General features: G+C 58.4%; 11 protein-coding genes and 2 pseudogenes. 9 read left to right on the top strand and 4 right to left on the bottom strand.

What is annotated here, in order from left to right; translation table 11 throughout:
- From tssC to tssG, 5 genes and pseudogenes are all read left to right on the top strand, one after another.
- On the top strand, positions 1-1488 hold the full coding sequence (gene tssC, locus C4N04_RS30555; RefSeq protein ID WP_004680425.1) for a type VI secretion system contractile sheath large subunit: 1488 nt from the start codon (positions 1-3) through the stop codon (positions 1486-1488).
- 115 nt (positions 1489-1603) lie between these two features.
- On the top strand, positions 1604-2137 hold the full coding sequence (locus tag C4N04_RS30560) for a type VI secretion system tube protein Hcp (protein WP_004680426.1): 534 nt from the start codon (positions 1604-1606) through the stop codon (positions 2135-2137).
- A gap of 86 nt (positions 2138-2223) precedes the next feature.
- Positions 2224-2727 (top strand): type VI secretion system baseplate subunit TssE, encoded by a 504-nt coding sequence (gene tssE, locus C4N04_RS30565; protein WP_004680427.1) that lies wholly within the window; start codon positions 2224-2226, stop codon positions 2725-2727.
- Positions 2727-4613, top strand: a complete 1887-nt coding sequence (gene tssF / locus C4N04_RS30570; RefSeq protein ID WP_008536039.1) for a type VI secretion system baseplate subunit TssF — start codon at positions 2727-2729, stop codon at positions 4611-4613. The genes tssE and tssF overlap by 1 nt, the downstream gene beginning before the upstream one ends.
- Positions 4577-5548, top strand: a pseudogene (tssG, locus tag C4N04_RS30575) (type VI secretion system baseplate subunit TssG); the annotation flags it as partial. The gene tssF and the pseudogene tssG, both read left to right, overlap by 37 nt.
- 105 nt (positions 5549-5653) lie before the next feature.
- Here tssG and C4N04_RS32630 read toward each other — a convergent pair.
- A pseudogene (locus C4N04_RS32630) lies at positions 5654-5791 on the bottom strand (CoA ester lyase); the annotation flags it as partial.
- Between the two features lie 549 nt (positions 5792-6340).
- Here C4N04_RS32630 and tssI point away from each other — a divergent pair.
- Complete coding sequence (gene tssI, locus C4N04_RS30580) at positions 6341-8368, top strand: type VI secretion system tip protein TssI/VgrG (protein ID WP_004680430.1); 2028 nt, start codon at positions 6341-6343, stop codon at positions 8366-8368.
- A gap of 456 nt (positions 8369-8824) precedes the next feature.
- On the opposite strand, the gene C4N04_RS32550 is transcribed toward tssI, so the two are convergent.
- Positions 8825-8953: a hypothetical protein gene (locus C4N04_RS32550; RefSeq protein ID WP_010068000.1), complete on the bottom strand. Its 129-nt coding sequence runs from the start codon at positions 8951-8953 to the stop codon at positions 8825-8827.
- Between the two features lie 130 nt (positions 8954-9083).
- On the opposite strand from C4N04_RS32550, the gene C4N04_RS30585 reads away from it, so the two are divergent.
- From C4N04_RS30585 to C4N04_RS30595, 3 genes are all read left to right on the top strand, one after another.
- Positions 9084-10055, top strand: a complete 972-nt coding sequence (locus C4N04_RS30585; RefSeq protein ID WP_004680431.1) for a hypothetical protein — start codon at positions 9084-9086, stop codon at positions 10053-10055.
- A 526-nt stretch (positions 10056-10581) separates the two neighbouring features.
- Entirely contained in the window at positions 10582-10887 is a 306-nt protein-coding gene (locus tag C4N04_RS30590) for a hypothetical protein (protein WP_004680432.1), read from the top strand.
- 41 nt (positions 10888-10928) lie between these two features.
- The gene (locus C4N04_RS30595; protein ID WP_008536036.1) at positions 10929-11174 is read left to right on the top strand and encodes a hypothetical protein; all 246 of its coding nucleotides are present in this window, start codon (positions 10929-10931) and stop codon (positions 11172-11174) included.
- A 341-nt stretch (positions 11175-11515) separates the two neighbouring features.
- On the opposite strand, the gene C4N04_RS30605 is transcribed toward C4N04_RS30595, so the two are convergent.
- On the bottom strand, positions 11516-11815 hold the full coding sequence (locus C4N04_RS30605) for a hypothetical protein (RefSeq protein WP_016737472.1): 300 nt from the start codon (positions 11813-11815) through the stop codon (positions 11516-11518).
- A 263-nt stretch (positions 11816-12078) separates the two neighbouring features.
- Positions 12079-12329, bottom strand: a 251-nt coding sequence (locus C4N04_RS30610; RefSeq protein ID WP_189636761.1) for a phasin family protein, incomplete at its 5' end; no start/stop codon positions are given.

Raw genomic sequence — 12329 nt, forward strand, 5'->3', positions numbered from 1 at the left:
ATGATGCCTGCAGATGCCACAGATGTACAGGTCGCCACCGTTGATCTCGGCGATTTCACCCGCATGCTTCGATTCGAGTTCAAGATCCGCTCGGACCACTCCCGTGACTTGGTGGAGAGTGCCGTCCGAACACTGGCCGAGCAGGCACTTCAAAACACGTCGCTAATCAGCGACGATGTCGTCACGACTATCCAAGCAATGATTGCTTCGATCGACCAGAAGCTTTCTGCACAACTCAACGAGATCCTCCATCACGAAAATTTCCAGCGCGTGGAATCAGCTTGGCGGGGCTTGCATCACCTTGCCATCAACACCGAAACCGATGAAACGTTGAAGATTCGCGTTCTCCCAGTTTCAAAGGTGGAGATGTCCCGAACTCTGCGGAAATATAAGGGTGTCACCTGGGATCAGAGTCCGCTATTCAAAAAAATTTACGAAGACGAATACGGCCAAATCGGCGGTGAACCCTATGGCTGCCTGATTGCCGACTACTATTTCGACCATACCCCACCGGACGTAGAGTTGCTTTCGGGACTGGCGCAGATCGCGGCGGCGAGCCACTCACCGCTTATATCTGCCGTCTCACCACATCTGCTGCAGATGGATTCTTGGCGTGAGCTTGCGAACCCGCGTGACATCACAAAAATCTTCCTCACGCCCGAACATGCCCCTTGGCGGGCGTTCCGCGAGAGCGAGAACTCTCGGTACGTGGCCCTGACCTTACCACGCACCCTTGGCCGGCTGCCCTACGGGGCCAAAACCAACCCGGTCGATGAATTCGCCTTCGAGGAGGACACAGACGGCGGCGACAGCGAGAAATACCTTTGGACGAACGCAGCCTACGCCATGGGCGTAAATATCACGCGCTCGTTCAAGCTCTATGGCTGGCTCTCCAGAATTCGTGGCGTCGAATCCGGCGGCCTGGTCGAGGGTCTGCCGGTACATACCTTCCGCAGCGACGACGGTGGCGTCGACCTAAAATGCCCCACTGAGATCGCGATCAGCGACCGCCGTGAGGCCGAACTGTCCAAAAACGGTCTTCTACCGCTGTTGCACCGCAAAAACACGGACCTCGGCGTATTTATTGGCGCTCAAACTATTAACAAGCCGGTCAAATACGAAGACCCCGACGCGTCAGCGAACGCCGAACTCAGTGCACGGCTACCCTACATCTTCGCAACCTGCCGCTTCGCACATTATTTGAAGTGTATGGTCCGGGACAAGATTGGCACGTTCAAGGAGCGCCACGAGGTCGAGGAGTGGCTCAACCAATGGATTCAGGGCTATGTCCACCCCTCGCCCGAGCTTGGGAGCGAAGAGAGTAAGGCACAGCAGCCGCTCTCCTCAGCCGAGGTCAAGGTGGAAGAGGTCGAAGATAATCCCGGATATTACGTTGCGAGATTTTACATGCGGCCACACTACCAGCTCGAAGGCCTAACCATCTCTTTGAGACTTGTCTCGCGCCTGCCATCCGCCCGCAAGGACTGAGAAAACCCGCAGATGATTGTGCTCCGTTCTCGGCGCCAAAACTCCGGAATAGCTGCCCCGGGCTGGCCGATGCAATCCAGGCCCAATCAGATCAACGAGAAAAGGAAAGTCCATCATGGCGTTCGACGCGGTTATAAAATTCACGCAAGCGTCCAAGGACGGCATTTTGCCCAAGGGCGAATCTATCATTCTAAAGGACGGTATCACCCTAGCGGACGAATGGAGCTTTTCACTCGAAAACAAGCTGAACATTGGGCCTCATACCGCCGGGGCGGGCGCGGGCAAGGCCGAATTCGAGGTCTTCACTATCAAGAAGCAGGTGGATACGTCATCGCCCTCTCTGTACGTTGCCTGTGGTCGCGGCGCCCACTTCAATAGCGTCGAACTGAAACTTTTCAAAGCGACGGGGAGCGGACAAGCTACATCAGAATCGAACCTGTTCTTGCACTGGAGTTTCAACATGCTGGTAGTCGAGAAGGTCGAGTGGTCCTATGCGGAAGAGGCCCCCGAGGAGACGATCACATTCCGGTTCGGCGCCTGCAAGGTCATTTATTACAGGCAGGATGAAAAAGGCGCTCTTACCAAAGCCGGCGAGGGCATCTGGAACCAAATCGCGAACAGCACCGACTTCAATAGGCTCGTCGGCTGATGGGGCCATCGGCAACCCGGGAATATTCGGGGCTGCGCGCGAAAACGACGGATCGACTCGTCGCTATTGCACCTGGAGATTGTAACATGGGCAGAGATGTTAAGCGGGATCTCGTGCAACCATCCCTCCTGGACCGGCTTACGGACGATGAGCCGCGCAGCTCGTGTGAAGCGCAGGACAAGCGCAGCTTCTCTGTTCGCCAACTGGAAGAGGTGATTCTACGCGATGTTTCCTGGTTGTTGAACACCAATCAATTGGGTGCAACCGTAGATCTACAAGCGTACCCTCACGTAGCGGCCAGTGCACTTAATTATGGTGCCTGGCCTCTCAGCGGACAAATTCGCGAAGGGATGGATAAGAGCGCATTGCGCGAAGCGATAATCGAGAGCCTTCAGCGCTTTGAGCCGCGTCTCTTACCGGACACCCTGAAGGTCACGGTCCTGGACGATGGTCAGGGTTGCGGCACTTTTCGCTTTAGGATCGAAGCCGATCTGTGGGCGCAGCCGTTGCCGGTGCGAATGGTGATGCGTACGGAGGTAGATTCCGAGCTCGAATCCGCCCGCGTTCATCTCGGTACAGAGATAAGCTGATGGATCCCCGGCTCCTGCGACTGTACAACGACGAACTTGCTTATATGCGCGAGATGGGGGCCGAGTTCGCCCGCGCATTCCCGAAGGTCGCCGCCCGGCTCGGGATGGAATCAGCGGAGGTCGCCGACCCCTACGTCGAGCGGCTTCTGGAAGGCTTCGCTTTCATGGCGGCGCGGGTGCAATTGAAGCTTCAGTCTCGCTTTCCGGAATTCACCCAGCACCTCCTGGAGATGGTCTATCCGCATTTTCTACCGCCGCTCCCCTCGATGACGATCGTCCGTTTCGAGCCCGACCAGGATGCCGGACGACTTGAAAATGGATACCTCGTGCCGCGGGGAACCAAGCTTTTGGGCCGTCTTGCTCCGGGCGCCGTCACACATTGCGAGTTCCGCACGGCCCATGATGTGCATCTCTGGCCAATTGTGGTGAGCGCTGCCGATTATTTTTCGACGCCGGGGCAGATCGCCGCACTGGATCTTCCGGCCCGGCAAGATGCGAAGGCTGCTTTGCGACTACGCCTTCGCACCACCAATGGCATGCCGTTCAATAAACTCGGACTAGAGGCTCTCACACTGCACCTAACAGGCCCCGGTGGCATCGGCGCCGCACTCGCCGAACAGCTTCTCGGTGACGCATGCAATATCATAGCCCGTCCGGTCGGCCGGCCTATCCCTTGGCAGGAAAAGATTCCGGTTCATGCGCTGCAGCAACGCGGTTTGGAGCCGAGCTGTGCTCTCCTGCCCGAGGTGCCACGCTCTTTCGACGGGTACCGTCTCCTACAGGAGTATTTCGCCCTCGCGGAGCGGACGTTGTTCGTCGAGGTTAGCGGGCTGGCAGACGCAGTAGCCCTGTCAACTGCCGAGACCCTTGAGATCGTCTTCGCACTCAGACGTGTCGAGCCACGGCTGGAACGACAGCTCGGACCCCAAAATATCGTTCTCTTCGCAACGCCCGCGATTAATCTCTTCGAACGCCAGGCAGATCTCGTCCACGTGAGCGACAAGAACACCGAGCATCATGTGATTGTTGACAGGATGAGGCCGCTCGACTTTGAGGTCCACTCGATCCTCGAGATGAGCGGAGACGGGGCGAAAAACGAAGCGGCTCCCGTGAGGTTCTACCCGTTCTATAGCATCAGCGCGCACGGTCAGGAGGAGCAGCATTCCAGATACTACGCGATCCGCCGGGAGCAGCGCCTCATGTCGGAGCACCAGCGTCTAAATGGCGCGCGGACTGGCTACATCGGCAGCGAAACGTTCGTTTCTCTAGTTGATCGCCAAGCGGCTCCCTATTCGGCGGAACTCCGGCATTTGTCTGTAAACTGCCTGTGCTCGAACCGGGATCTGGCGCTGCTGCTGCCGATCGGCCGGGACGAGACAGACTTCACCCTGGAAATCGGCGCTCCAGTTACCGCCACCCGGTGCGTATCGCCCCCGAGCCGACCGCGCCACTCCTTCGCCAATGGCGATATCACTTGGCGATTAATTAGCCATCTTTCACTGAACTACCTCTCGATCAGCAATTCCGATAGGAACGACCACCGGGGCGCAGAAGCGCTACGTGAACTCCTCCGCCTCTACGTCGATCCAGTCAATGCCTTCGCCTCACGGCAGATCGACGGGATCCGGGAGATTCGGTCCAGGCCTGCGGTCAGGCGATTGTCCAGCGGTGGACAAGCCGCCGTAGCACGTGGGATTGAGGTTGGTATCATCCTGGACGAAGCGGCCTTCGAAGGCGTTGGCATCTTTCCGCTCGCCTCCGTGCTCAACCAGTTCTTCGCGAAATACGTATCCATCAACAGCTTCACCGAGATGGTCGTCTCGACGCTACAGCGCGGGGAGGTAATGCGATGGCCGACGATGGCCGGCCGCCGGGCGATCCTTTGATTTCGGGGGCACTCGGCGACTTCCTAAGCTCGCTCAGGGCCGAACCGCATGCCTGCGACTTCTTCCAGGCTCTGCGGCGGATCGATGCAATCTGCTCAGATCGGCCTCGGCTGGGAGAATCGAGCGGTCCCAGCCTGGATCGCGTGCGGATCGCCCAGCAGCCCTCCCTTGCATTTCCGACTCGATCGATCGCGGGCGTGACTGCGCACGAGGAGAACGACCCCGTAATCTCCACCTACGCCTTCGGCTTGTTTGGACCCCACGGTCCCCTCCCATTGCATCTGACGGAGTACGCCCTTCTCCGGCAGCACAACGCCGCGGATGAGACGCTGATCCGATTTGCTGATACCTTTCATCATCGAATGGCCTCGTTCTTCTTCCGCGCATGGGCGGAGGGCGAACCGACCGTGAGCTATGACAGGCCACAAGAAGATCGATTTGCCCTTCAGCTCGGCGCGCTAGCCGGCTTCGGGATGACCTCCCTGCGCGCGCGGGATGCTATGCCTGATCTGGCCAAACTCCACTTCACCGGCCGTCTCGCCTCACACACCCGCAACGCCGAGGGGCTCGCTGCCATCCTCGCCAGCTTCGTCGAGGCGCCGGTTGATATCCGTGAATTTGTCCCAAAGTGGGTGGATCTGCCCCGCATATCGCTCTGCCTCCTGGGCCGCGACCCGGCCACGGGCACGCTGAACAGCAACGCTATTGCAGGTGCGAGGGTCAGAGTGTGGCACCATCGGTTCCGACTCATTGTGGGTCCCCTCAGCCTGGCTCATTACGAATCGCTTCTGCCCGCAGCTCCCGGCCTTAAGTCGATAGCGGAGATCATCTGCAACTACCTTGGAGATGAACTTGACTGGGAGATTAACCTCGTTCTCCGTCAGGAGCAGGTCCCGGAAGTGCAGTTGGGTCGCTGCGGCAGACTCGGATGGTCCAGTTGGATGGGCAAGCGGAAAACGCGCCAGCACGCCGATGACTTGACAACTACCCCGACTGACCGGGGCCCACCGGCTGCCGCATGGCACTCTCCTGAAACGGACATCCATGATGCGGCGGGCCCGCTCGACCTTCTTTTCGGGCGGGGAGAAGATCTCCTTGGCGAGATCGATCTGGAACGGGTGAATGGCCCACGTAACCTCGATACCAAGTGCGGCGGCACGGCGGGCGGCGGCTTGGAAGGCCCGTTATGACAAGCATCGGAAGCTCGACTCTCTTCAGTAAGCTCAACGCAAACTGCAATGGGACCGCCAAGGCCCTTTGCAAAATTCGCCGTGACGCCTCTTTGGAACGTTATCGCCATTTTGACGCCCTTGAGGCTTCAGCAGCGGAGAGGCCTATCGAGCCGACGATCGCGGCGAAACTCGACCACCGTGGTTGTCCGCTCGGGCGCTGCGCCCTGGGCCTGGTTGAATCTTCCAGGAGACACGTCGTCGCTAGCACCGCCGGAATCCGCCAACTCATCGATGTTACAAGGCCGCATGGCGAGATTTGGGTGGGATTTAGCGTGGGTGAGTTCCAAGAGACCCACACGCTTTCTTCACCCCGCCCTCCCCCGCTTGGCTCTGACGATGCGGGCCAGCAAGACATCTTGGCTGAGCAACGGTCGGCGATTTCGATGCACGAAATAAACGCTTTTCGGCATCTTCGCCGATGGCTTCGGCAGCATCCTACTCACGCCATCGGGCGCAACCGCGCCTTCTCATCAAATCTGCGGAACACACACCACCATGGTCGAGTCAAGAATCGAGAGTCTCTTAAGGCACAATCGTTTTGTTGCGGTCACTTCGGCCGCGTCCGAGTTGAATGAAATCTCTCTCCGGCGGCTCAGTGGCACCGAGCGGCTGGGGGAACCTTTCCTCTACGAGGTGAAGCTCGCCAGCCGCAATCCAGTTCAGAACTTTGCTACGATCCCCGGTCAAAACCTGACAATCGGCCTTAAGCTCAAGGACTCGCAAACCCGCTTCTTCAACGGTGTTGTTACGCGCTTCCAATATCTCGGCCTCGACGATACCGAGCACCTCAACTACGTGGCGCAGGTGCGGCCGTGGATTTCATTGCTCGAGCATCGCTCTAACAGTCGGGTCTTTCAGAACAAGACGAGCATCGAGATCATCACCACGATTTTTCGAGAACATAAAGGCAATTTCAAGAATCAGACCGCCCGACGGTTCCCACAGCGCCCATATTGCGTCCAGTACGATGAAACGGATCTGGCCTTCGTCAGCCGCCTCATGGAGCAGGACGGCATCTACTACTATTTTGAACATGCTGAGGACCAACATGACCTGGTGCTGGTCGACAACGCCGCGAGTCACATGGCCTGCACGCCTGAGATCGTAGAGACCCACCACAATCTCAGGCCTGCCCGAAGTCTTTACCAAGAAGATGTCATCCTGCATTGGGACGAGGTCGTATCGCTACAGCCGAACAAGGTCGTTCTCAGGGACTATGACCATGAGAAGCCGATGGCAGAACTGACGTCTGTCGCGCGTGTTCCTCCCGTGAGGACAGGCGGCATTCCGCCATGCAAGCTCACGGGAAGCGCCATCACCCGACCGCGGGAGAGCGTGGCGGTCAGAACGGGCGAGACCTCGTCGGCAAGCAGCGGCTGCACGGCAATGCGGGAGGTCTTCGAGTATCCAGGCCAGTATACAAAAAAAAGCGATGGCGATTTCTACGCCACCATCCGTGCCGAGGAACTCGCCTGCAACGCTTATCGCGCGCGGATCGAAAGCACTGCGCGCCAGATAACGACCGGGTCATTATTCAAGGCGGCAAATCCCTTCTACTACGGCCAGGTCGGTTCCCGCCCGAAACCCACCGATCGCTTTCTGGCAGTCGGACAGGACTTCACTGTCATCGGTGAGGTGGGGGACGATCTCACTGCGGACACCGTGGGGGGGAAGGGCGAGCGGTTCCTCTATCACAGCAACGTAGAGATTATCCCCGCGACCACCCAGTACCGACCGAGGCGCCGCACACCGGCGCGGTTGATTCACGGACCGCAGACGGCCGTCGTCGTGGGCCCCGAGGGCGAGTCGATCGCGACGGATAAGTACGGCCGTGTGAAGGTTCAGTTCTTCTGGGACCGAGAAGGCGGAAAGAACGAGAACAGCTCCTGCTGGATTCGGGTGGCCCAGAACTTCGCTGGTAAGGGTTTTGGCAACCTGGTCGTCCCACGGATCGGCCATGAGGTCGTGGTTGATTTCATCCACGGCAATCCCGACACGCCCCTGGTGACCGGCGTCGTATACAATGGCTCAAATCTGCCGCCTGAAACCCTGCCGACCGACAAAACGCGGTCGACCTTCCGGACGCATACCGATGGCGGCGCCGCTAATGCCTACAATGAACTGCGCTTTGAGGACAAGCAGGGCCGTGAGGAGGTCTATTTGAAGGCCCAGAAGAATCATACCGTCGAGGTCGGGAATATCTACAGCATCGACGTCAAGAGACACTTCCTCCTGACCTCGGGCGGCGCCGCGCCCGACTCCCCTGCCGCAGCGGCCTTAGGTAGCCGCGTCGAGGTAACACCCGACAAGATCCGCCTTGTAGTATCGGGCAGAACCGGCCCGCAGGCCATCGAAATCAGCGGCGATGGGATCGCCATTATCGGCACGATGATTGGCGTTATGGCAACGCCTCCGCGGCTCGGGTCCATCGTCTCCATGCCGCCGCCGACACCGGGTCCACCCACGCCGTCGATAATGAAGCTTATTGCGACACTCGGGCTGCCGCCTGTTACGCCCGAGTGACACGATGTCAAGGTGAACTGGTTCTGGGCCTCGGCTGTCCGGAAGTCGTTGCCTTTAAGTCGGCAGGGCCCTGCAGGCGTAGAGAAAAAGCGTAACGGCTTCGGCGTCGTAAGCTGACCTACCAAATCAACGTGACACTGCGAGATTGCCCGAAAATGAGGAAAGGTTATCGCGCGTGAGCGTTTGTTCCGGGAACTTGCGCCTCAGTTAGATGGAGTTGCCACGCGAAATCGGCCGCAAGCGGCTCCAAATGCGTCTGGTTTAGGTCTCCACCAAGCTGAAACTGGTGGATGAAATACCTTTATCACTCGGCGTCACGAAATTGCGATCAGGGCGCGGGCGGCGCAAAAATCAGCGTTCTCGATCTGGGCGTTACAGCGCTGCTTTGCAGGGCGGGCTCTCGCCTCGAAGCGCTTCTGGCGGAGCGTGGCCGCCTCGAGCAGCAGTCGAAGCCTTTCACCATGCTCGAAGGTGTCTCGCTTCTATTTGCGTTTCGAGTTCCTGATAGGCGCTGGCCATGCCTGTCAGGCCGAGTTTGCGCAGCATGTCAATGGTGGGATTGTTCAACGTCGCGATAAAAATCATGCGCTGTCCAGCTCGAGGGAGGACGCTGGCCATGCCCCCGAAGCATAACGGGATACGAATTTGGTATTGGAAGGAAAGGTCGCGACGGAAGTAACATCAGCAGTGACGCAATGACCTAAGGAACGACGCAATGTACGGCAGAAGGCAGGGGGGTGTTGGCAATAGTTCCGAACAAGGCGGTGAAGACACCTTTAACTGGGTTGAAGGCTTGACTGGCTCCTCGTCCGGCGAAGCGGCACTGAAAGAAATTTTACTGGCCTGGGCGGAAGACGGGCAGCAGGAGCAGGACGAGGACCGGCACGAGGCAATGGCACGGATCGAGGCCTGGACGGAAACCCGCAATTTTCGTGCCCCCCTGAACTTAACATCGCTGTCCCTAACGGCACTGCCCCCCACCTTACCGGCCGGCCTCCAGCGGCTCAACGCCAATGACAACCGGTTGGGCAGGCTGCCCAACAACCTCCCGCCCGGTCTGCGAAAGCTCTCTGCCTGCGACAACCAGCTGACCACGCTGCCTGAGGTTCTTCCGGACATGCTCGAGACGCTCTACGTCGACGGCAACCGGCTGACCAGATTGCCGAACGAGCTTCCTTCCGGACTAAAGTATCTCTACGTCAACCACAACCGGCTGACCAGTTTGCCCGATAACCTGCCGCCTGAGCTCAGGGAGCTTCATGTCACCCGCAACGAAATCGCGCACCTGCCGGAGAATCTCCCCCTCGAATTGACGGATCTCCGCGCCGAACTCAATAATATAATTCGCCTGCCCGAGCGCCTTCCTGCAAAGCTCACGAGGCTCGAAGTCCCTCACAATGAACTGACTAGCCTACCCGAGGACCTCCCGGCCACCCTAAAGTGGCTCAGCACCGACAGTAATGAACTGACCCACCTGCCCCCTAACCTGCCGAGGGGGCTGGAGGAGCTTAGCGTTCGTGGAAACAACCTGAGAGGACTTGGCGACGGGCGAACTGCACTGCCGTACATTCTGTCGCAGCTTCCGCCTCATTGCAAAGTGTACCTGAATAACAATCCGCTGCCAGATCGACTGCGGGCGCACCTGAGCGCGCAAAGCGGGACGAGCCTTCCGCAGATCTTTTTGTGATGCTGCCTGACAAACGGGCCAAACTAGGTCCCTGCGTTTTGAGTAAAAGGCCTTTTGCCGAAGCCATGGCGGTGGGGTGCAGGCCAGGTATGACGCGTGCGGATCAAAAACAATGAGTTTGCAGGTTTATGCCGCTCGCCGGAATATGTTGAGTTGTGGAAGCAACAGACGTCTCACTGAAGACTATGGCCGGAAAGCCCAGGCTCGGCACTTGTGTCCTTCGGGCGACCTTGCATGCGAGCCAGTTCGTACAAAGGATTACCCGCTATCGCGTACCAGGAGGTGCGACGCGTACGGCCTAGAGGCATTGCCGCCGGTTGGAACGTTCGGAAGCTGGACCCAGATTTCAACAGGCCTCAAGCGCATCCACCATTTCCACATGGTCCACCCCCAGCATCGCGTATTCGTTGATCTAACTACCCGAGACTCCAGCCTACGGGCCTATTTGCATTCGTCGGCGATCGACGACTCTGTCGCCTATTAGTTGAAATAGAGTTTTCGTGGCGAGCCAGCAGAGGAACAGCCCATGGATGAGAAAAACAGCCCCATTGTTTGCATCTCGGGTGTAGACGAACGAAAGCTCGGCGCCGCTCTAATCGCGGTCCAATCGGCATTTAGTGTCGCGATTGCGGAACTATCGAAGCTTCACAAAGGGAACAGTCCTCAGTGGTTCGAAGACCTGGAGGAGGTGGTAATCGCTAACGCAAAAGGCACAGTCACCGAGGGCATCTCGCTGGATGTCGAGGTGGAAAGCCTCAAATTCGGCATCGACGTCCTTCGGGCGATCTTAGATGTCAGCCGCGTTGAGCTAGGCTTTGCAGCAAAGGAATAACCTTTCGCCCAAACGAGGTCTCGATGCTATTGGCGCCGGAGATGTTCGATGCACACTCGAACCTTCGCATGAGTACCGCGCTCGTCGCCAAAGTCGCCCGCATCGTCACCAAATGGTATGGCCGTCCGACAAACCAGGAGGTCTTGCCGCAGATGATCGACGATACGACCTATGCATGGCGCACCGGCGTTTTTGAGGCAACGCGCGTTTTCCATGCGGAAGACCCGGGCGGACCAACCTTCATCGGGGGCAATTTGCGCAAGCCGGACTCCCATGGAAGACAATAACTTGTCGGACGCTGGGCGCACGAGACTGAGGGACTCAGCGTTGAAGATGTGCCGACAAGCTCGGCATTAGCGATGCACCCTGTATAGCGGGCAGCGACCGCCTTGCCATGCTTGAAGATGCCCTGAGCCGACACGCCCACAGTTGATAAAGATGTCGACTCAGTACCGCCGGCCGCTCCTCACCTTCTACCTTGCTGAGCCGCCAGCCATTGCGGCTCGTGGCAAGGATTTTTCGGACTCTTCCCGAGAATATGCACAACGCGACGCAGCGCTTGTCGACCCGCTGTTTCGTGAAGTTCGCGCTCGCCAGGAAATGGTGCGTGATGAGCCCTTTGTAAGAGTCACCCTTGCGCCGGCAGTCCGAGACCTCCCCGTTCATCTGGTTCGTCGTCTGGAATCGCAATCGATCGATGATCGACCTCCGCCCCTTCGTCGCAGGGATACACATCAAGTGGATTTGACCTGGACAGCGACCGCTCGCGCTGGAGCGCCGAATACCGGCGGCGCATTTCACCGGACGCAATCGACCCTGCCGTCCAAAGAGCGACCAGTTCCATGAAACCCGGGTCTTCATCGATCCGGATTCCTCGCGCCTTCCAACGCGCGATGACCCGCTCGGCTATGTCCCTGCGTGAATCCATTACCACTTCCCTGCCCCCTGCCCCCTGCCGCCTACGCGGTTAGATACCAAGATGGTGGGTTCTTCGCCAGTTCAAACCGTCCAATATGTCACGCCGGCCGCCCGCGATCCGTTTTCAGGAGCTTGTTAGCTGGAGCTATCGAGATCGCAGGACACACTTTCCAGCTCTCTCCCGACCTGATGGTCCCCGTCACCATCTTTTCCGTCCATGAATAAGGTAGGCCGCCCCCGATCAGTCCAGGCGATTTAAGTGCGAGTCCGCTTTTACGTCGCCTTGAGGTCCGTCAGCACCTTGTCAAAAGCATCCTTGACCGGCTTTGAGATTTCCTCCACCGCCCTGCTTGAGAGCACCCGGACTTCCTTGGCGTGCTGCAAACTTGTCTCAACCCGCTTGCGGAAAAAGGTCGACTGCTGTTCGAGGATCTGCGACGGCGAATTCGCGCCCAGCAAAGCTTGCAAATGTGAGAAGCTGGCCTCGGCGTCGGCCTGCAGTGCAGCGATCGTCTTCCACCACA

This window comes from Rhizobium sp. H4, from assembly GCF_003013335.1.
Classification (GTDB): domain Bacteria; phylum Pseudomonadota; class Alphaproteobacteria; order Rhizobiales; family Rhizobiaceae; genus Rhizobium; species Rhizobium sophoriradicis.